The sequence below is a fragment of the Geobacillus sp. YF-1 genome (assembly GCF_052692335.1).
On the sequence record NZ_CP199850.1, the window covers coordinates 2651559 to 2672682 of the forward strand.

The 21124-nt window shown below is 54.6% G+C and carries 18 protein-coding genes and 1 other annotated feature (1 of these 19 running past the window's edge); all 18 genes read right to left on the bottom strand.

Going from position 1 to position 21124, the window contains the following annotated elements; translation table 11 throughout:
* Positions 1-120: a sequence feature (ribosomal protein L20 leader region), on the bottom strand; it reaches 16 nt to the left of the window's first position.
* 321 nt (positions 121-441) lie between these two features.
* A complete protein-coding gene (thrS, locus tag ACTVIM_RS13205) occupies positions 442-2391 on the bottom strand; it encodes a threonine--tRNA ligase (protein WP_445612851.1) in 1950 nt (649 codons plus the stop codon).
* A gap of 322 nt (positions 2392-2713) precedes the next feature.
* Positions 2714-3589 (bottom strand): putative sporulation protein YtxC, encoded by an 876-nt coding sequence (gene ytxC, locus ACTVIM_RS13210; protein ID WP_445612852.1) that lies wholly within the window; start codon positions 3587-3589, stop codon positions 2714-2716.
* 323 nt (positions 3590-3912) lie between these two features.
* On the bottom strand, positions 3913-4854 hold the full coding sequence (dnaI, locus tag ACTVIM_RS13215; protein WP_033019454.1) for a primosomal protein DnaI: 942 nt from the start codon (positions 4852-4854) through the stop codon (positions 3913-3915).
* A gap of 11 nt (positions 4855-4865) precedes the next feature.
* Complete coding sequence (locus ACTVIM_RS13220) at positions 4866-6248, bottom strand: replication initiation and membrane attachment family protein (protein WP_445612853.1); 1383 nt, start codon at positions 6246-6248, stop codon at positions 4866-4868.
* Positions 6249-6353: 105 nt separating this feature from the next.
* A complete protein-coding gene (gene nrdR, locus ACTVIM_RS13225) occupies positions 6354-6815 on the bottom strand; it encodes a transcriptional regulator NrdR (protein ID WP_033019455.1) in 462 nt (153 codons plus the stop codon).
* 67 nt (positions 6816-6882) lie between these two features.
* Positions 6883-7281: a hypothetical protein gene (locus ACTVIM_RS13230; protein WP_033844294.1), complete on the bottom strand. Its 399-nt coding sequence runs from the start codon at positions 7279-7281 to the stop codon at positions 6883-6885.
* Positions 7282-7404: 123 nt separating this feature from the next.
* Complete coding sequence (gene speD, locus ACTVIM_RS13235; protein WP_033019460.1) at positions 7405-7779, bottom strand: adenosylmethionine decarboxylase; 375 nt, start codon at positions 7777-7779, stop codon at positions 7405-7407.
* Positions 7780-8093: 314 nt separating this feature from the next.
* Complete coding sequence (locus ACTVIM_RS13240; protein ID WP_033019462.1) at positions 8094-9122, bottom strand: glyceraldehyde-3-phosphate dehydrogenase; 1029 nt, start codon at positions 9120-9122, stop codon at positions 8094-8096.
* A gap of 116 nt (positions 9123-9238) precedes the next feature.
* A complete protein-coding gene (gene coaE, locus ACTVIM_RS13245; protein ID WP_445612854.1) occupies positions 9239-9844 on the bottom strand; it encodes a dephospho-CoA kinase in 606 nt (201 codons plus the stop codon).
* 26 nt (positions 9845-9870) lie between these two features.
* On the bottom strand, positions 9871-10695 hold the full coding sequence (mutM, locus tag ACTVIM_RS13250) for a DNA-formamidopyrimidine glycosylase (protein WP_445612855.1): 825 nt from the start codon (positions 10693-10695) through the stop codon (positions 9871-9873).
* Positions 10696-10770: 75 nt separating this feature from the next.
* Positions 10771-13407, bottom strand: a complete 2637-nt coding sequence (gene polA / locus ACTVIM_RS13255) for a DNA polymerase I (RefSeq protein ID WP_445612856.1) — start codon at positions 13405-13407, stop codon at positions 10771-10773.
* A 151-nt stretch (positions 13408-13558) separates the two neighbouring features.
* The gene (pnpS, locus tag ACTVIM_RS13260) at positions 13559-15307 is read right to left on the bottom strand and encodes a two-component system histidine kinase PnpS (protein WP_445612857.1); all 1749 of its coding nucleotides are present in this window, start codon (positions 15305-15307) and stop codon (positions 13559-13561) included.
* On the bottom strand, positions 15300-16007 hold the full coding sequence (locus ACTVIM_RS13265; RefSeq protein WP_033019474.1) for a response regulator transcription factor: 708 nt from the start codon (positions 16005-16007) through the stop codon (positions 15300-15302). Before ACTVIM_RS13265 ends, pnpS begins: the two co-directional genes overlap by 8 nt.
* Positions 16008-16251: 244 nt before the next feature.
* A complete protein-coding gene (locus ACTVIM_RS13270) occupies positions 16252-16719 on the bottom strand; it encodes a MaoC family dehydratase (RefSeq protein ID WP_445612858.1) in 468 nt (155 codons plus the stop codon).
* A gap of 144 nt (positions 16720-16863) precedes the next feature.
* On the bottom strand, positions 16864-17802 hold the full coding sequence (gene mdh, locus ACTVIM_RS13275) for a malate dehydrogenase (protein WP_033019478.1): 939 nt from the start codon (positions 17800-17802) through the stop codon (positions 16864-16866).
* Between the two features lie 26 nt (positions 17803-17828).
* Positions 17829-19100: an NADP-dependent isocitrate dehydrogenase gene (gene icd, locus ACTVIM_RS13280; RefSeq protein ID WP_033019480.1), complete on the bottom strand. Its 1272-nt coding sequence runs from the start codon at positions 19098-19100 to the stop codon at positions 17829-17831.
* A gap of 98 nt (positions 19101-19198) precedes the next feature.
* Entirely contained in the window at positions 19199-20317 is a 1119-nt protein-coding gene (citZ, locus tag ACTVIM_RS13285) for a citrate synthase (protein ID WP_445612859.1), read from the bottom strand.
* A gap of 290 nt (positions 20318-20607) precedes the next feature.
* Complete coding sequence (locus tag ACTVIM_RS13290; RefSeq protein WP_061912418.1) at positions 20608-21063, bottom strand: DUF441 domain-containing protein; 456 nt, start codon at positions 21061-21063, stop codon at positions 20608-20610.
* Positions 21064-21124 lie beyond the last annotated feature (61 nt).

A 21124-nucleotide genomic window follows, 5' to 3' on the forward strand; every position in this document is an offset into this window, starting at 1 on the left:
GGATGCATAAAGCACCCGCGCACGGCATTCGCATCAACCGGCGATGAGCCGAACCATCGCAACCTGCCAACAACCTCTTGGCGTCGGTCAGGTGAGAAGCGGGCGCTTCTGCTTTGGACAAACAAGCAATCATTCCACTTTATACACTATACCACCTTGGCGATGGCATGTCAAGGAGCGGTTCTTGATAAACACAACGTCCTTCATTATAACCGAACATCTTTTTGTTGACAAGAGAAAAATGATAATTTTTTATAAAAACGTTTTGCTGTCCTTTTCTTCCTTGTTTTCGATGCAACGGGGCCGTCTTTCCGTGAAAATGCCGGCCTGACGCGGATGTTCATCCCCCGGTTGGAGGGCAGATCACGCTGTCCATGGATCTTTTCTATGAAACAAACGCGGCCCGACAAGCGGGCAGGCCGCCTGCGGGCCATTGTTGGCTCATCGTTCTTTCGCTCGTTTTTGCCGCACTTCTTCTTCCAGGCTAGCGATAAATTCATCTAGCGCGACCGTCCGGCTTTCTTTTTCGCCGTAGCGGCGGACGTTAACCGCCCGCTCGGCCGCTTCTTTGTCGCCGACGACGAGCATGTATGGGATTTTTTGCATTTGCGCTTCGCGGATTTTATAGCCGATTTTTTCATCGCGCTCGTCGACTTCGACGCGGAAGCCGTTCGCCTGCAGCGCTTGTTTTACTTCATATGCATAATCGAGATGCGCTTCCGGCGATACCGGAATCACTTCCACCTGCACCGGGGCAAGCCACGTCGGGAACGCGCCTTTGTATTCTTCGATCAAGAAGGCGACAAACCGTTCCATCGTCGAAACGACGCCGCGGTGAATGACGACCGGGCGATGCGGCTTGCCGTCTTCGCCGATGTACGTCAAATCAAAGCGCTCCGGCAAGAGGAAGTCAAGCTGCACCGTTGAGAGCGTTTCGTCTTTGCCGAGCGCCGTGCGCACTTGCACATCGAGCTTCGGCCCGTAAAACGCCGCTTCCCCCTCGGCCTCATAGTAGTCGAGGCCGAGCTCGTCCATCGCTTCGCGCAACATGCGTTGCGCCTTTTCCCACATCTCGTCGTCGTCGTAATATTTTTCCTTGTCATGCGGATCGCGGTATGACAAACGGAACGAATATTCGTTGAGCCCAAAGTCTTTGTATACTTCCAAAATCAAGTTGACGACGCGCTTAAACTCGTCTTTGATTTGATCCGGGCGCACGAAAATGTGGGCGTCATTGAGCGTCATGCCGCGGACGCGCTGCAGCCCGGTGAGCGCTCCGGACATTTCGTAGCGGTGCATCGTGCCGAGCTCAGCGATGCGGATCGGCAGCTCGCGATAGCTGTGCAGCTTGCTTTTGTAAATCATCATGTGATGCGGGCAGTTCATCGGCCGCAGCACAAGCTGTTCGTTATCCATTTCCATCGGCGGGAACATGTTTTCTTTGTAATGGTCCCAATGGCCCGATGTTTTGTACAGCTCGACGCTGCCAAGCACCGGCGTATAGACATGATCGTAGCCAAGGGCGATTTCTTTATCGACGATGTACCGTTCGATCAGGCGGCGGATCGTTGCCCCTTTCGGCAGCCAAAGCGGCAGCCCTTGTCCGACTTGCTGCGACGTCATAAACAGCTCGAGCTCTTTGCCGAGTTTGCGATGGTCGCGCTCTTTCGCTTCTTCAAGCAAGTGCAAATAATGATCCAACTCTTCTTTTTTGAAAAAGGCCGTGCCATAGATGCGCTGCAGCATTTTGTTGCTGCTGTCGCCGCGCCAATAGGCGCCCGAGATGCTAAGCAGCTTAAACTCTTTGATTTTGCCGGTCGACGGCACGTGCACGCCGCGGCAAAGGTCGAAAAACTCGCCTTGCTCGTAAATGGAAATCGTCTCGCCTTCCGGAATGTCGCGGATCAACTCGAGCTTCAAGTCGTCGCCGATTTCCTCATACCGCCTTATGGCTTCTTCGCGGCTCACTTCTTTGCGGACGATGTCGAGATTTTCTTTGACAATGTTGCGCATTTCGGCTTCGATTTTTGGAAGGTCATCTGGCGTCAACTTATGCTCCATATCGATATCGTAGTAAAAGCCGTTTTCAATGACCGGGCCAACACCGAGCTTAACGTTGTCGTACAGCCGCTTGATGGCCTGCGCCATTAAATGGGCGGTGCTATGGCGCAAAATGTCAAGCGCCTCCGGCATGTCTTGGGTAATAATGACGAGCTCGCCGTCTTCGTGAAGCGGCGTGCGCAAATCGACGAATCGGCCGTTCCATTTTCCGGCGATCGCTTTTTTCTTCAGCCCCGGGCTGATCGAGGCGGCGATGTCTTCGGTTGACGTTCCGCTTGGAAACTCCTTTTGCGCTCCGTCGGGGAACGTAATGCGAATGACGTCTGGCATGAAGTTCACTCCTTTGCATTGGTGTGTCAAAATAAAAAAACTCCTCCCTTAAAAAGGGACGAGTTTTCGTCGTGGTTCCACCCTTCTTCCCATGGCAAACCAACGCCATGGCTCAACACCGATAACGGCCGTCCGCCGGCGGCAACTACTGGGCGTAGCGTTCGCTGCCGCAGCTCTGAGGGGGTAAGCGCACTTTTCGTGTTAGGAAGGTTCCAGCCGCTGCCTTCCCTCTCTGGAAACCGTAAAAATGCGCCCATGTCCTCGTCATCGCTTTGTTTTCCTCTTATCTATGACGACATTATAGCGAAAACGGTCGAGAAAATCAACATTCTCCCCCATGCCCGGCATTGGCGGCAAACAACCGGGAAAAGTCGGCGCGGCTGTGGAGACGAAGCCGCTCTTCAAACACGTTTTGGATCGTCTGCACCATGCCGTCATCGGGGTCATCCGTGTACAGTTCAATTTTCGACGGGGCGAGCGAAACGAGCGGCGCCAGCACCGATGAATCGATGTACATCGGCTGGCTGACGACAAGATGGCGGTCGATCATTTGCCTCACTTCTTCCGCGGACAGCTCCCGCCGCTCGCTGTCATAGAACAAAAAGCGAGGCGGATCATGCAGCAAATACAGCCGCGGCCATGCCGGTTTCCTTGCAGCGACGCAATCGCGCAACGTCTGCACAAAGGTTTGGTATTCTTGTTCAAGCTTATATTCATCGATCGCCAGTTCGACATAATGCTGCAACCGCTCCATATACGGTTTCAACCGAAACATCGCAAACGAGGAAAACGAAAACGACAGCTCGTCGCGCAAAAAGGCGCGGAACGCTTCAACCAAAAGCGCCGTTCGCGAAGCGGCAAACGCCGGCCCTTTTCGGTAATCGCGCCGCTCGCCGTCCAAAAACGAATGGGCGAGCGCCAAAATTTGCTGCTGTTCTTCCGGGTCGCGAAAATAAAACCAATCGGAAATCATCGCTAGCATGAACCGATCTTCCATATGTTCGCGCACAAACGCCGTCATCGCGGGGATGATTTGCGTTTCCAGCGCACGCGCTTCCTCGCCTTGTATGTAAACCGCCACCGTTTTCTTTCCGTCATACGCGGCATGAAACAGCGGAGCATCGGCCGGTTTTCGTTCGTTCAGCAGCCAAAACAGCTTTTCCGCCTCGCTTGCCTCGTCAAAATGGATTTCGATCACCCGCTGTCCCCCCTCAGCCTAAAGGAATGCTTGGTTTATATATATGGGGACAACCGGACGTTTAGACTAAAAAAACGCAAAGCGTAGCGGCGTTTCGCCTAGGGGGCGGGTGATTTAGTGCAAAAACGACGGATTCCACTCATTTCTCAATTAGAAAAACCTTGCAGAATCCGCTTTCTCTTCTGAATGAAAATGCCGCCGATCGGGAGTTGACAGTGGTTTTTCACCAGCCTTCTAGGCGCGGCCAGACAAAACATCGGCGTCCTGTTTTCAGGAGCCGATGGCAAAGAGCGGGCAAGGGGCGCGAGAATGCGGTGCGTGCGTTAGCCGTTTTGCTCGCGACGGTTTGGTCCGGTCAGTTCAATCGGGTACGCCAAGTAGCGAATTCGTTCCATGATGCGCGCCGCCTTCACCTTTTCCTCTTCACCGCGCTGGGAATAAGTCAAATGATGGGCCAGCTGCTGCAAATTAAAATTCGACGTAAAAAAGGTCGGCAAGTTTTCAAACATCCGGTATTGCAAAATCGGCCCGAGCACGTCATCGCGCACCCAGCTCGACATCGCCTCAGCGCCAAGGTCATCGAGCATCAAAATCGGCACTTTTTTCACGTAATCGAGCTTTTCGTTCATCGTCTGGTCTTGCAGCGAATGCTTCATCTCGCGAAACAGCTCCGGCACATAGACGATGAGCGACGCGATGTTTCGTTTGGCAAGCTCATTGGCGATCGCCGCAAGCAAGTACGTTTTGCCGACGCCGAACGACCCATGTAAATACAGACCTTTCATTTTTTTTCCCGGCTCGTATTCGGCCACAAACCGCTCGGCAAATCCAATCGCTTTGATCCGGCCGTCATCGCTGAGGTCGACATCGGAGAGCGACGCCCGCAAAATTTCACGCGGCATAAACATGCTTTGGATGAGCGACTCTTGGCGCTTCCGTTCGTCATGCTGCACCTTTTTCGGGCAGCGGTCATACTCAATCTCTATTCGGCCGCTGCTGATCACCAAATTCGGCTGATACCCTGGCAACATGTTTGGACATCGCTCCAACCCCGGGCATTGGCGGCAATGCCCGTTCTGCTCGATAAACTCGTACAGCTTCATGAGACTGCGGTCGACCGCTTCCGCAGACAGCTGCGGTTCGTGCGCCTGCAAAAACGGCTGCACGTCCGGATGCGACAAAATATAGCGCTTCATTTGTTCGTAGCGCTGCTTAAAGCGTTGATTGCCAAGCAGCCGCTGCAATAATTGATTGACTCGTTCCATCGCCTTTCCACCTACGATCCGTCCCGATATTTTTTCAGCCGCTCCTCGATCTCCTTGCGCGCCTGTTCGACATCGAAATCATCGTCTTCCGGCTCGCTGTAATCCATCTTCAGCCAGTCCGGAACCATTTCGGTGCGCACCACTTTCCGCACCGTTTTCGTCCCTTTTTCTTTTTCATTCGCCCAGCTTTGATACGTTTTCGCTTCCTCTTTCGCCAGCTCCATCGCTTCTTTCACCGTCTTCACCTTTTTGCGCGCCCAATGGCTGGCGATCTTTTCTACGTATTTTTTTGACAATTTCATATTCGTCCGCAACATGACATAATAAATGAGCACATTGACGACGCCGGGAAGCAGCTGCTGTTGGAACATAATGTCTTCGATCAGCTGCAAATCGGCCAGCGACGGCTCGGCGCCGCCGGCGATTTCTTTCAGCAGCTGGCGCGGGGAAATCGTTTCGAGCTGTTTCATCAGCTGTTCTTCTTTCGTGCGCGGGTTGGCGTTTTCCATCGTTCGATAAGCAAGCGGCTGCACCCGTTCCACCAGGCGCGGGGAAACGCCGCCATGCTCCAGCTCATACCATTCGCGCGCCGCCTGCCGCAAGGCGTCGATGTCAATATGATACGACGGATCAATGACGCCAAGAACAAGCTTTTGCATCTCAAGCGGCGGAATGCCATACAAAAACGCCAGCTTTTTAATCGCCTCTTTCACTTTTGCTGTCATCGCGCGGCGCGGTACGAGCTGTTTCGACAACCCGGCGAAAAACAACTCAAAATCAAACACCTCGTCATCGAGGGCGTACGATGCCTCCTCGCGCCCGACATGCGCCTTTCCTTCATTCAGTGGCCGCTGTTCTTCGCTGAAACGAGACACCATCCGCTCGGCAGGAACGGCGGCAAACACGTCGGAAAATGAGCGCGTTACCGGGGTGAACCGAGCGACATCCGCCATCGGCCGGGCGAAAAAGTCGCTCAACTGGGCGAACAAATGGCGGCCAACTTGACGCTGCAAAAAGGTGCTCAACATCTCATCGCGAAAAAACTGTTCCGGTGTCATCGGCGGGCGCAGCTCGTAAAGAAACAGCTTCGGCTCATCGTCACCGAAAGCGCGGACATACGTATTCAGCAACCCGATTCCCTCCAGCTTCAGCCGTTCGCCGTAAATGTCCGGAAGGCTGCATTGCATAAGCTCCATGAGGCGGCGATGGGTCGCCTCCTGCCCGCCAAGCAGCTCCCAGTCCCCCCAAAGCGTCATATACAAAGCTAGCGCGCGATGGCCGATGAGCGGCTGGTACAACAGCGTCAACACTTGGCGGTCCAGCTCGTGCAGCGCTCCGCGGTTTTGCACGACATACCGGTCAACTGCAATCAGTTCTTTCCAATGATGCCGCATCATCTCAACCTTCCATCTTGCGTGATTCGTTTCAACCCGTCCTCCCCCTTTCGGCAGGGAAAAGGCGTTGAAAAAAGGGCTTGCCGTCCAACGCCAAAGCCCTTTTTACCGCTGTTCTTTTTTGATCAGCTCTTTCAGTTCTTCGATAAACACGTTAATATCCTTGAACTGCCGATAGACGGAAGCGAAGCGGACATAGGCGACCTCATCGATGCGCGACAGCCGCTCCATCACCATTTCCCCGATTGTTTCGCTTTTGACCTCCGACACTCCTTGTTGGCGCAGCTCGCGCTCGATTTCCTGCGTCACCTTTTCCAGCTCCTCGAGCGCCACCGGCCGCTTTTCGCACGCTTTGATCAAGCCGCGCAAAATTTTCTCGCGGCTGAACTCTTCGCGCGTTCCACCTTTTTTGACGACAATCAGCGGCGGCTCTTCAATTCGTTCAAACGTTGTAAACCGGTAATGACACTGTTCGCATTCGCGCCGGCGCCGGATCGAACGCCCTTCCTCGGCCGGACGCGAGTCGAGCACGCGCGTACCTTGATGATGGCATGACGGACATCGCATAACATTCACTCCGTTGCTTTTCTTATTATCTATCATACCGGAATGGCGGCAAGCAGACAAGCCATAGTTAGCCGTTCAATCCCGATCCGATATACGGCAAGCGCGCATCGAGCTTCCGGTATAGCTCAAGAATCACCGATCGGCTGCGGCCAAAGTCAAACGGCAATAGGCGCGTCTCTGTTGTCACGGAAAAGTCGACCGCCGTTTCAAACGGGCGCACCGAGATGACTGTCGCGACGATAAACAGCTTTTTTCCGCGCTTCGTTTGCGCACAAATTTCGCCGCGCTCTTCGGAAACGGAAAGAAGTTCAGCCCCGGGCAGCGAGGCGAGCAGCTCTTTGACGGCGGCCATGACAGCGCGGTTCGCCGCTTTGTAATAATGGCTTCTTAGCTCGACGTCTTCATGATTCTCCCTCGTTTCGCAATGGTTCGTCAAGGCGTATTTCCATTTGTTCCACATGCTTATCTGCCACGCTCCCTAGTCCTTAATTTGCTTTCATCATACCATGTTTTTCGCTGCCGCAGCACGGTGAAAAATAGAAAAAGGAGCGTTCTGTGTACGCTCCTTTTCTGCCGTTCGTGCTGTCCGTTACAGCGCTTGCGCTTTTTTCACTTCAATCGGGCGCATGCCGCGCGGAAGTTCGATCGTCTCCCGCGTTTGCGCACCGAGCTTTTCAGCGATATAGTCGGCGGCAATCGTCGGATCGAGATGGCCGCATGTATACACATCAATGCTCGCATAGCCGTGTTCGGGAAACGTATGAATCGTCAAATGCGATTCCGAGATAATGACGACTCCACTTACCCCTTGTGGAGCGAATTTGTGGAACGCTACTTCGCGAATTTCCGCTCCCGATTTCAACGCGGCGTCAACGAACGTTTTCTCGATAAAGTCCATATCATTCAGTTTGTCAAAGTCGCATCCCCAAAGTTCCGAGATAACGTGACGACCCATCGTGTCCATGCAAAAATCCCCCTTTTAACCAATTTTCTCAAAGAAAAAATAGAAGAACAGCTGCAAAATGGCATGTATAACTACCACGGGGGAAAGTTAGTCCTAAGAGGTCCTAACCCTTTAAGTAGTCACATTACCTTTGCCGTTAAGAAGTTCACGAGACATAGTATACTTTGTTTAGGGGGGTTTTGCAACAGACTTTTTTATTTTTTTTTGCCTGCCGAAAAGAAAAAGCGCCCGCGCCTGTTCGGCGCCCTGGTCAATACCGCGCCGCAAAACAGACGGGCGCTTTCCGCCCTTCTTGGCAGCGAGCGAAGACGGTGTCACGCGTTGACTTGGAGACTCTCCTTCATTTTTGCCGCGACAAGTTGAGCAAGATCGACAACGCGGCAGGAATAGCCCCACTCATTGTCATACCAAGCGAGCACTTTCACTTTCCGTCCTTCCATCACCATCGTCGATAAGCCATCGATGATCGCCGAATGAGGGTTCGTATTGAAATCAATCGAGACGAGCGGCTCCATCGTAAAGTCCAAAATTCCTTTCAGCGGCCCACGAGCGGCGCGGATGAACGCTTCGTTCACCTCATCGGCGGTCACCTCGCGCTTCACATCGACCACTAAGTCAACGAGGGAAACGTTCGGCGTCGGAACGCGGAGCGCCATGCCATGGAGCTTCCCTTTTAAATGCGGCAGCACCAGTCCAAGCGCTTTTGCCGCTCCGGTTGTCGTCGGGATGATCGACTGCGCGCACGAACGAGCGCGGCGCAAGTCTTTGTGCGGATTGTCGATGTTTTTTTGGTCGTTCGTATACGCGTGAACGGTTGTCATCAGCCCGTTTTCAATGCCAAAGGCTTCATCAAGCACTTTGACGACCGGCGCCAAGCAGTTGGTCGTGCACGATGCGTTAGAAATGATGAAATGGCGGTCAATATCGAGCACGTGTTCATTGACACCGACAACGATTGTCACATCTTCGTTTTTCCCAGGCGCTGTTAAAATGACGCGCTTCGCCCCCGCTTCTAGGTGAAGGCTAGCTTTTTCACGATCATTGAATTTGCCGGTCGCCTCAATGACGATATCAATATCCATCTCGTTCCATGGCAACCATTTCGGGTCGCGCGAGTTCAACAGCTTTACTTTTTTGCCATTGACCAACAGCCCGTCTTCCAAAGCGACTACCTCACCTTGGAATTGGCCATGGTTGGAATCGTATTTCACTAAATGGGCTAACGTTTCCGGCGGGTAGCTGGCGTTCACCGCCACGATATCAAGGTCTGAACAGCCGATGGCGCGGCGGAACACCATCCGTCCGATTCGCCCGAATCCGTTAATCGCCACTTTCGCCTTCATTCGCTTTGTTCCCCTCTCATATATGTTATACTATTTGTTTAAATTCCTATAAATAGTATATCATATTTTTCAAGGTCGTGGAGAACAAAATAACAAAAAAGCAATAAAAAAGACGCCTATTTTTCCAAGGCGCCCCATGTTTCCAAAACGGCCAGCAGCTGCCGGCGCGTCTCCTCGATCGTTCCGTTATTGTCCAGAACCGCATCGGCTCGCTTTACTTTTTCCGCCAGCGGCCATTGGGCGCGAATGCGGGCGAGCGCTTCCTCTTTCGTAAATCCGTTTCGCGCCATCAGCCGGCGAAGCTGCGTCTCTTCATCAACGAAAACGACCAGCACTTTATCTACCCAATCGGTCAATCCGCTTTCAAATAGCAGCGGAATATCAAGCACGATCGTTTTCGCCCCGGCGCGAACGAGCTCCTCCTTTTCCGCCAGCATACGGCGGCGCACGGCGGGATGAACGATGGCGTTGAGTTTCGTCCGCTCGGCTTCATCGCTGAAGACGATCGCCCCCAGTTTCGCGCGATCAATGTCCCCGTTTTTTTGCAAAATGCCTAGACCGAAGGCGGCAACGATTTGCCGATAGGCATCTTCTCCCGGCCGTACGACCGCACGCGCCGCTTCGTCCGCGTCAATGACCGGAAGCCCGAGTTGGCGCATCATGGCGCTGACCGTGCTTTTGCCGCTGGCGATTCCCCCAGTCAGCCCGATCGTGAGTACCATCGCTTGTCTCCTTTCCCATCGGTCGCCTACCGCTGGCAGCGCGGGCAATAGTGCGTCCCGCGGCCAGCGACGACCGTTTTTTCAATCAACGTTCCGCATTGTTTGCACGGCTCCCCTTTGCGCCCATAGACGGACAGGTGATGTTGGAAAGTCCCTTCTTTCCCTTGCGTGTTGACATACGTGCGCACCGTGCTTCCTCCTCTCATCACCGCCTCGCCGATGGTCGCGACCATGTGCTCATGGAGCCGGCGAATGTCTTCGTCCGTCAAGGAAGCGGCTGGGCGGTCCGGAAGAATGCCAGCCCGAAACAGCGCTTCATCGACATAAATGTTGCCAAATCCGGCCACAACCGTTTGATCGAGCAGCAGCGCCTTGACCGTCCGTTTCGTTTTCGCGGCTTGTTGGGCCAACAACGCCGGGGAAAATGCCGGTGAGAGCGGCTCCGGCCCCAACTGGTCAAGCGGAGGACGGCGGTCGGCTTCTTCTTTGCGGTAAACGTGCATCGTGCCGAACTTACGCACATCGCGGTAACGGAGTTCGCTGCCATCGGTGAAGGAAAATACGACATGCGTGTGCGGCGCGAGCGGATCGTGGGCGCTAGCGACCGTATAGCGGCCTTCCATGCGCAAATGGGAGATGAGCACATCCTCATCAAGCAAAAACTTCAAAAACTTTCCGCGCCGCTCAATGCCGCGCACCGTCTGGCCAGCCAACCGGTCGGCAAACGCTTGCGGGTCGTGCGGATGGCGAATGATCTTCGGCCAAAACACGCGCACCGCCGCGATCGTTTTGCCGGAAACGAGCGGCAAGAGCGTGCGCCGGATCGTTTCCACTTCAGGCAGTTCAGGCATAGGAAATCCCTCCTTTCCTCTCTTGTCGATCCGCCCGTGCGGCTTCCGGCATCGGCGCGCCTTTAAGACCGGGCGTTATTTCGCATCATACCATGTCGGTCCGTAATGATAATCGACTTTCAGCGGCACGCGGAGCGTGACGGCTTGCTCCATCACTTCCGGCACGATTCGGCACAGCCGCTCTATTTCGTCACTAGGCGCCTCCAAAATGAGCTCGTCGTGCACTTGCAGCAACAGGCGCGCCTGCAGCCGCTCTTCCTTCAGGCGCGCGCTCAAATCGATCATCGCCTTTTTAATGATGTCAGCGGCGCTGCCTTGGATCGGCGTATTCATCGCCGTCCGCTCGGCAAAGCTGCGGACGTTGAAGTTGCGGCTCGTGATGTCCGGCAAATAGCGGCGCCGATGCAAAAGCGTGGTGACATATCCTTTCTGTTTCGCCTCTTGCACGATCGTTTCCATATACCGCTTGACGCCCGGGAAGCTGGCAAAATAGCGTTCGATAAACTCGGCGGCCTCTTTGCGCGTAATGTTTAAGTTTTGCGCCAATCCGTAATCGCTGATCCCATAGACGATGCCAAAGTTGACGGCCTTCGCTTGCCGGCGCATGTTGGGGGTGACGTCCTCTTCCTTGACGTGAAAAATGTCCATAGCCGTTTTCGTATGAATGTCCAAATCTTGGCGAAACGCTTCAATTAAATTGTCATCTTCGGCGATATGGGCCAACACGCGCAGTTCGATTTGCGAATAGTCAGCGGCAAACATGAGCCAGCCAGGCTCGGACGGCACGAACGCTTGCCGGATTTTCCGCCCTTCTTCCAGCCGAATCGGAATGTTTTGCAAGTTCGGCTCCGTCGAGCTGAGGCGACCGGTTTGCGTCAACGCTTGATTGAAGATCGTATGCACTTTCTTCGTATCCGGGCGCACGACCTTCAACAACCCTTCGACATATGTCGACTGCAGCTTGCCTAGTTGGCGGTAGTGCAAAATATTCTCCACAATCTCGTGATGGGGCGCAAGCTTTTCCAGCACGTCCGCCGATGTCGAATAGCCGGTCTTCGTTTTTTTCAACACAGGCAGTTGCAGCTTTTCAAATAAAATGACACCGAGCTGTTTCGGCGAATTGATATTGAATTCTTGCCCGGCCAGTTCGTAAATGCGCCGTTCGGCCGCGCGCAGCTGCTCGGCGAGTTCCTGCCCCATCTGGTTCAGGCGCTCGGTGTCCACTTTCACCCCGGTGAATTCCATATCGGCCAAAATCGCCGCTAACGGCTGCTCAAGCGCCATCAACAGCTCGTCCTGCTCGTTGCGGCGCAAGTCATCCATCATTGGCCGCTCGAGCGCCCAAATCGCCGCCGCCTTGCGGACGAGATGCTCGGCGAGTGCCGGCTCGTCCGGAACAGACCGTTTCGCCCCTTTGCCGTAGACCGCTTCATCGGACCGCACGGCCTCGTATTGTTTCATTTTGGCCACCGCCGCGACATCGCTGGCATCTTGTCCGGGGTTGAGCAAATACGCCGCCAGCAGCAAATCAAACGAGACGCCGCGCAGATCAATCCCCTTCCATCGTAAAGCGACCGTCGCCCGCTTCGAGTCAAACATGCTTTTTTTCTTCGTCTCATCGGCAAGCCAAGCGCGAAACTGCGGGTCAGCCAGCGCCACCTCCGAAGGTAGGAAAAACCGCCCGCGTTCCGAGACAACAGCAATGCCGACGATCGGCGCGTCATGATAGTTGTCTTCCACGACTTCAACGACCAAGGCCGCCTTGTCAGCAAGCATCTCTTCCGTCACGCGCTCCGCCATGGTGAAGTCGATGTGGGCAAGCGGCTCGCTCTCTTCCGCCCTCGGCCCTTCCATCTTCTCAAGGAGCGACTGAAACCCGAGCTCTTTAAACAAAGCGATCACGCTCTCCCGGTCTTCGCCTTCGTAGGCCGTATCCTCAAGCGACAGGGCGATCGGAGCGTCGCGGCAAATGCCCGCCAGCCGTTTGCTTAGAAGGGCGGTATCGCGATGTTGGCGCAGCGTTTCTTTCAGCTTTTCCCCTTGGATTTCATCAATGGAGTCGAGCACATTTTCGACTGTCCCGAACTGCTTTAACAACTTGACCGCCGTTTTTTCGCCGATGCCGGGCACGCCAGGGATGTTGTCCGATTTATCCCCCATCAGTCCTTTTAAGTCAACGATTTGCTCGGGAGCGAGCCCGTATTTTTCGCGAATCGTTTCCGGCGTGTACGATTCCATCTCGGTGATCCCTTTTTTCGTGATTTCCACCGTCACATGGGGGGAGGCGAGTTGGGTCAAATCCCGGTCTCCGGAGATGACTTTCACCTCAAACCCGGCCTGCTCAGCGCGGGCGGCGAGCGTTCCAATAATGTCGTCCGCTTCGTAGTTGTCAAGTTCGTAAGCTGGAATGCGATAGGCGTTCAACAGCTCGCGCAGCAGCGGAAACTGCTCGGACAATTCCGGGGGCGTCTGCTGGCGCCCGCCTTTATACTCGCGAAACACTTCATGACGAAACGTCGTTTTGCCCGCATCAAACGCCACTAACAAATGGGTGGGCGCCTCTTCCGCCACGATTTTGCGCAGCATCATGGCAAATCCGTAGACCGCATTCGTATGAACGCCTTTGTCGTTATGCAAAAGCGGCAGCGCAAAAAAAGCGCGATAGGCCACACTGTTGCCGTCAATCAAGACCAGTTTTTTCTTCAACCCCATCCCTCCTCGGATGCTTCTTGTTTTTATTGTATCATGCGGCGGCGTTCCAGAAACATCGCCTCACTGCTCCAGCCCCCAAAGCGGTGCTGAAGGGCCGTCTCAGCCGAATGGACTCGCCCTCCCCCAACCCGGCAGCGATGAAAAAAGCCGGCTACCGCTCCGGCTTGGGAAAGTGAATCGTAAACACCGTGCCGCGCCCGACTTCGCTTTCCACGGTGATGAAGCCGTGATGGGCTTCGACGAGATGCTTGACGATCGAAAGGCCCAGCCCGGTCCCGCCCGAATCGCGGCTGCGCGCTTTATCGACGCGGTAAAAGCGCTCAAAGATGCGAGGAATCTCCTTTTTCTCAATGCCGATGCCGGTATCTTTGACGCGCAGCCACACTTCCTGCGCCGTCTCCCCCGCGTCGACGATGACTTGCCCTTGTTCGGGCGTATAGGCGATGGCGTTGGCCAACAAGTTAAGCAAAATTTGCTTCAGCCGGTTTCGATCACCGCGAATGACCAGATCCGGCGGCGCCTTGACTTGCAAAGCGATGCGCTTGGCCGCCGCCCGCTGGCGGAACACCGCTGCCGCTTCCTCCATGATCTCGGCCGCGTTCACTTCCTCCCACTGAAGCTGAAAGCCTTGCTGCTCGATTTTCGATAAATCAAGAAGCTCTTCGACGAGCGTTTGCAGCCGTTCGCTTTCTTTTAAAATAATGGCCAAAAAGTGCTCGAGCGCCTGCTCATCTTTCATCGCTCCATCCAACAGCGTTTCGGCAAACCCTTTAATCGATGTCACCGGCGTTTTCAGTTCATGCGAGACGTTGGCGACAAAATCTTTGCGGATTTGCTCGAGCCGCTTCAGTTCGGTAATGTCATGGAAGACGACGACAATCCCTTTCCACTCAGCGCCTTTTCCGATAATCGGGGCGCCGTAGACGTCAAAGTGCTTTCGCTCAATCCCGACCGTCAGCCGCATATGGCGGCGCATCGCCGCCTCGGTCATGAAAATCTCGTCGATCAAGCGGACGATGTCGCGGTGCGGGAGCACATCGGCATACGGGCGATACAAGGCGTCGGACGGATCGATGTGAAATTGGGACTGAAAGGCGCGGTTAATGAGAAACACATGGCCGCGGTGATCGATGAACAGAAGGCCGCTGCCGACGTTTTCAATAAGCGTATGAAGGCGATCGGTCTGAATTTCCCGCGCCCGGCTCATTTCTTGCAAATGGCGAGCGAGCCGGTTGATGGAACGGACCAACATGCCGGCTTCTTTATATTCGCCATCGGGCACCCGGGCGGCGTAATTGCCTTTTTCCAGCTCAAACGCCACCTTGGTCGCCTCTTCAATCGGTCTCATATATTGATTGGCGATTTTCCAGCCAAGGGCGATGATGACAACGAGCGCCATGCCAAGGCTGCTGATGAGAACCCCCCAAATCCGCTCGTTCACCGCTTTGAGCGAGCTCGTCGGTGTGCTGACGACGACGTATCCGTCCTGTCCGCTTGGCCCATACGGAACAAGGCAGTAGTACACATCGTCCGTTTTTTCAATCACCGAAAAGCGCGCGGACGTTGTCGTCGGCAAAATGGAGCGGATGATGCGCGCGTGGTCCTTGTCGCTGATCGCCGCGATGCGCCCGCTGTCAAACCGCACCCGCCCATCGCGATCGAGCACGGTGATGCGCGAGGACAGCTCGTCCCCCATTTCTTGCAAATCGGTGCGAATGCGCTCAAGCGGTTCATTTTCCAACAAAATGGCGAGCGCTTTCGCCTCCTTTTCCATCCGCTTATTGATCGTCTCGGTATAAAACTCTTTCAGCAGCTGACCAAGCAAAAAGCCGAGGGCGATCAACACGGCCGCAATCAGCGCCACAAGCCAGAAAAGAAGCCGGGAGCGAAGGCTACTCATGCCGTTTGGGCTCCTCCAGTTTGTATCCGAGGCCGCGCACCGTTTTGATGTACGCCGGCTTTTTCGTATCGTCTTCGATCTTGTCGCGCAAGTGGCTGATATGGACGTCAACGATGCGCGTATCGCCGGCAAAATCGTAATTCCAAACCGCGCTGAGCAACTGGTCGCGCGTCAACACCCTTCCTTTATGACGGCCCAAATAAAGAAGCAATTCAAACTCTTTCGGCGTCAACTCGAGCGGTCTGCCGCCCACCGTCGCTTCGTAGCGGTCCGGGAAAATTTCCAACTGCCCGATGACAAGCCGTTCGCCTAACTCAGCCGCCGGTTGAGAAAGCTCGGTGCGGCGCAAAATCGCCTTCACCCGCGCGACGACCTCGCGCGGGCTGAACGGCTTCGTCATGTAGTCATCGGCGCCCAGCTCCAACCCGAGCACTTTATCAAACTCATCATCGCGAGCCGTCAACATTAAAATCGGCGTCATGATTTGCCGCTGGCGAAGCCGCTTGCACACTTCAACGCCGTCCAGCTTCGGCAGCATCAAATCGAGGATCATCAGCGCCGGCTGTTCACGCTCCACTTTATCTAGCGCCTCTTCGCCATCATAGGCGGCGGCCACTTGAAAACCGGCCTTCTCCAAATTGTAGGTCAACAACGTCACAATCGGCTGCTCATCGTCAACAACCAAAATTTTCTTACTCATTCCGCTCCTCCCATTCGCCAGTCATTCTATTTGTATCATACCATACTTTCCGCTTTCGTTCGGCAAAAAAAGAAAGAGGGTGTCGCAAACTGCGGCAAGACCCCCTCTTTTTCGCTATAAAAACAGACGTTCTCCGTTCATAACCGCCCGGCTGTCCGAAAGCAGCCCCCTTTCGCGTCCATCCCGCGCCCATCTCTCCTCCCCTGTTCCATCTTCCCGTCCAAGTGAGCGCTGCTCTTTCAGCCTAAAAATTTTCAAGCGCACGGCTGTCCAAACGTGGCAACGTATGCGGCGGACAGGCGGACAGCTCGCCGGTGAGCACCATTTCCGCCCCGCGCATCGCCGTCACCGCCAACGTGACGCAATGGCTTTCTTCATCCACGTCAGTCACTTCCAGCAAAAATTCAAGCGTTTCATAATGATACACTGGCCGGAGAAAGCGAATATCATTCCTTGTAATATAACTGCCCGGGCCTGGCAAATATTTCGACACCGCCGATGTGATCATTCCCATCAGCATGATCGGCGGAACGACCGGCTTGCCAAACGGCGTTTGCGAAGCGTAATCGTGCTGAATGTAGAGCGGGTTGGCATCGTCGGTCAACCCGAGGTAAAGCAGCAAATCTTTGTCTTCGATGGCCGCTTGGAACACAAGTTTTTCCCCAACTTGAATTTCTCCGATTCGTCTCCCCAGCTTTCGCTTTTTCAACATGGTTCCACCCCTTTGTTGCTCCTGACCCTCATGGTCTGCGGTCGTCACTAGCAGCGTCAAGCGCTGTTTTCGCACCCTAAATCAGAAAGCGCTTTCAAAAAACGGCGGCAAAAATCCGGGCCAAGCCCGAATTTTTGCATCGTACTATTCGAGCACGCGCATGACGTTTTTCACCGACTCGACCGACTTGGCGAGCGCTGCTTTTTCCTCTTCCGTCAGCTCGAGCTCGATCACTTTCTCAATGCCGTTGCCGCCCAAGATCGTCGGCACGCCCAAATAAATGCCTTCGTATCCGTATTCGCCTTCGAGGTAGGCGATCGCCGGCAAAATGCGGCGCTGGTCTTTCAAAATCGCCTCGACCATTTCAACAAGCGAAGCGGCCGGCGCGTAGTAGGCGCTGCCGTTGCCGAGCAAATTGACGATTTCCCCGCCGCCTTTGCGCGTCCGCTCAACGATGGCGTCCAAACGGTCTTTCGGAATCAGCTTTTCGAGCGGGATGCCGCCGGCGTACGAATAGCGGACGAGCGGCACCATGTCGTCGCCATGGCCGCCGAGCACAAACCCGGTGACATCCTTCACCGAAATGTTCAGCTCCTGGGCGACGAACGTGCGGAAACGCGCCGTATCGAGGACGCCCGATTGGCCGATGACCCGGTTTTTCGGGAAGCCGGATTCCTTGAAGACGGTGTACGTCATCGCATCGACCGGGTTCGTCAAGACAATGATGTAGCAGTTCGGCGAGTATTTAACGACTTCTTTCGTCACTTGCTTCATAATTTTCTGGTTCGTCGTCACCAAATCATCGCGGCTCATGCCCGGCTTGCGAGCGATGCCGGCCGTAATGACGACGATGTCGGAGTCCGCCGTATCGGCGTAGTCCGACGTGCCGACGATGTTGGCGTCAAACCCGAGCACCGGGCTCGACTCGAGCATGTCGAGCGCCTTTCCTTTCGTCGGGTTTTCGAGCTGCGGAATGTCGACGAGCACGACGTCGCCGAGCTCTTTTTGCGCCAAAAGGAACGCCGTTGTCGCCCCCGTGAATCCAGCGCCGATCACCGAGATTTTTTTCCGTTTCATCGCCATCGTTTGCCATCCCTTTCTTTTACAGGTTAGTCCATATTGCGGATGAGCGCATCAGCGAATTCCGAACATTTCACTTCGGTTGCCCCTTCCATCAGGCGGGCAAAGTCATACGTCACGATTTTCGCGGCGATCGTTTTTTCCATCGCTTTGATGATCAATTGCGCCGCTTCGTTCCAGCCGAGATGCTCAAACATCATGACGCCGGACAAAATGACGGACGACGGATTGACTTTGTCAAGCCCGGCGTATTTCGGCGCCGTGCCGTGCGTCGCTTCGAAGATGGCGTGACCGGTTTCGTAGTTGATGTTTGCCCCCGGCGCGATGCCGATGCCGCCGACTTGAGCCGCGAGCGCGTCGGAAATGTAGTCGCCGTTTAAGTTCATCGTCGCGATGACGTCAAACTCGCGCGGGCGCGTTAAGATTTGCTGTAAGAAAATGTCAGCAATCACATCTTTGATGATGACTTTTCCGGCCGCTTCTGCTTCGGCCAGCGCTTTGTTCGCCGCTTCTTTGCCTTCCGCTTCGACGATGCGGTCGTATTGCGCCCATGTGAACACTTTGTCGGCAAACTCTTCCTCAGCGAGTTCATAGCCCCAGTTTTTAAACGCGCCTTCAGTGAATTTCATAATGTTTCCTTTATGAACGAGCGTCACCGATTTGCGGCCATGTTCGATCGCATAGTTGATCGCCGCGCGCACAAGCCGTTTCGTTCCTTGTTCGGAAATCGGCTTAATGCCGATGCCGGACGTTTCCGGGAAGCGGATTTTGCGCACGCCCATCTCGTTTTGCAAAAAGTCGATCACTTTTTTCACTTCCGGCGTGCCTTTGGCATATTCAATGCCGGCGTAAATGTCTTCCGTGTTTTCGCGGAAAATGACCATATCGGTGTCTTCCGGGCGTTTCACCGGCGACGGAACGCCTTGGAAGTAGCGAACCGGCCGCAGGCAGACGAACAAGTCAAGCTCTTGACGAAGCGCGACGTTCAGCGAGCGGATGCCTCCGCCAACCGGCGTTGTCAGCGGCCCTTTAATGGCGATTATGTATTCGCGGATCGTCTCGAGCGTTTCATCCGGAAGCCAGCTGCCCGTCAGTTTGTATGCTTTCTCGCCGGCGAGCACTTCCTTCCAGACGATTTTTTTCTCGCCTTTGTACGCTTTTTCCACCGCAGCCTCGAGCACGCGCGAAGCGGCCGCCCAAATGTCCGGGCCGGTTCCGTCCCCTTCAATGAACGGGATGATCGGATTGTTTGGAACGTTGAGCACACCATTGGTTACAGTAATTTTTTCCCCTTGCGTCACGAGTCAAACCCCCAATTTTTTTATTTTGCAAAGGCGTGAAGGCGCGCCTTCCCGCCTTGTCCACCTGTTTCGTCCTGCTCAACCTTGCTCAGCCTTGTTCAGCCGCGCTCGTCGATCGGCACGTACGACCGCTTGCCCGGACCCGTGTACTCGGCGCGCGGACGGATGAGCCGGTTGTTGTCATATTGTTCCAAAATATGGGCGATCCATCCCGACGTGCGGCTGATCGCAAAAATCGGCGTAAACAAATCATGATCGATTCCTAAACAATGGTAAACCGAGGCGGAATAAAAGTCAACGTTCGGCGGCAGTGCTTTTTCCGATGTGACGATTTCTTCAATCTTCGTCGACATTTCGTACCAATGCGGCTCGCCGACGAGCTTCGTCAGCTTTTCCGACATTTTTTTCAAATGTTTGGCGCGCGGGTCGCCTTTCCGGTACACGCGATGGCCAAAGCCCATGATTTTCTCTTTATTGGCCAGCTTTCCGCGAATGTACGGCTCAACGTTGTCAACGGTGCCGATTTCCGTCAGCATTTTCATCACCGCTTCGTTTGCCCCGCCGTGAAGCGGTCCCTTTAAGGCGCCGATCGCCGCTGTAATGCCGGAATACATGTCGGAGAGCGTCGCCACGCAAACGCGCGCCGTGAACGTCGATGCGTTCAACTCGTGATCGGCGTGCAACACGAGCGCCTTGTCGAACGCTTCGGCAGCAACGGCGTCCGGCTCTTGTCCGGTCAGCATGTACAAGAAATTGGCAGCAAAGCTCAAATCTCGGCGCGGCGTAACCGGTTCCAGCCCTTTGCGCACGCGGGCAAACGCCGCGACGATCGTCGGGATTTTCGCCTGCAGACGGATCGCTTTCCGGTAGTTCGCCTCTTTCGTCATGTCGTCCGCTTCCTCGTCGTACAGCGCAAGAAGCGAAACCGCCGTGCGCAACGCCGCCATCGGATGCACGTTGGCAATCGGATACAGCTTGAAGTGCTCAACGATTTCCTTTGGAATGTCCGCGTTTTCCGCCAGCTGCTTCTTCAATTCTTCGAGCTGCGCTTTTGTTGGCAGCTCCCGATGCCAAAGCAAATAAACGACCTCTTCAAAGGAAGCGTTTTCGGCCAAATCGTCAATATCGTAGCCGACGTACGTCAATGTATCATCGATGATCGAGCTGATGCTTGAGGTTGTCGCCACAACCCCTTCTAAACCGCGGGTTACCGTCATGTCCAATCTCCCCTTCTTTTTCATAAGTTCCGCCCATCATCGTTGGAAGGACGATGAGCGCTTGCTCGAAACCGTGGCAAAAACGAAGGCATGGGCGAAAGTGCTTACATCGCCGCGCCAGCCGCCTTGCAAAAACGCTGTTCCCCGCTTGGCCCGAAAAACGAACTCACGCTTATTATTATAAACAATTATCAGACTTTTGTCAGCTGTCATACGTCATAAAGAGACAGGCGCCACGAACAAGCGGAACACGCTTCGCCGACAAACGAACCGGTCGTTTGCCCGAGCGGTTAAAAATATTCTACCATTTTGATGACCGCATAGGCAATGCCAGCCCCAATCAGCGGACCGACCGCCACACCATGGAAAAGCGCGACGGCGATGATCGTCCCGAACGCCAAAGCGGCCGTCATTTGCGGATCGCTCGCCAACAGTGTCACTCCTCCTTTGGCGATCAAGGCGACCAAAATGCCAGATAACAAAGCGATCCAAGCCGACAGCGATTGCAGTGAACCAACGAGCTCTTTCCAGCCGATGTGTCCAGCGGCAATCGGAGCGAGCACCGCGATCGTAATAACGGTCACTCCCCAATGAATCCCCTTCGATTGAAGGATCGACAAAAGCGGCTCGCTAAAGCCGGACCACTTTACGGCCAGCAGCACAGCGACTGCGATCACAAGCGACTCGTTTTTCGACAGCAAGCCAAGCGCCAACAGCGCCAGCAAAAACAACACCGATTCATTCACGGCGGCTCATCCTCCTTCGAGCGGGATAGGAAACTTGTTTTTTTTTTTGCTTCTTCGTAAA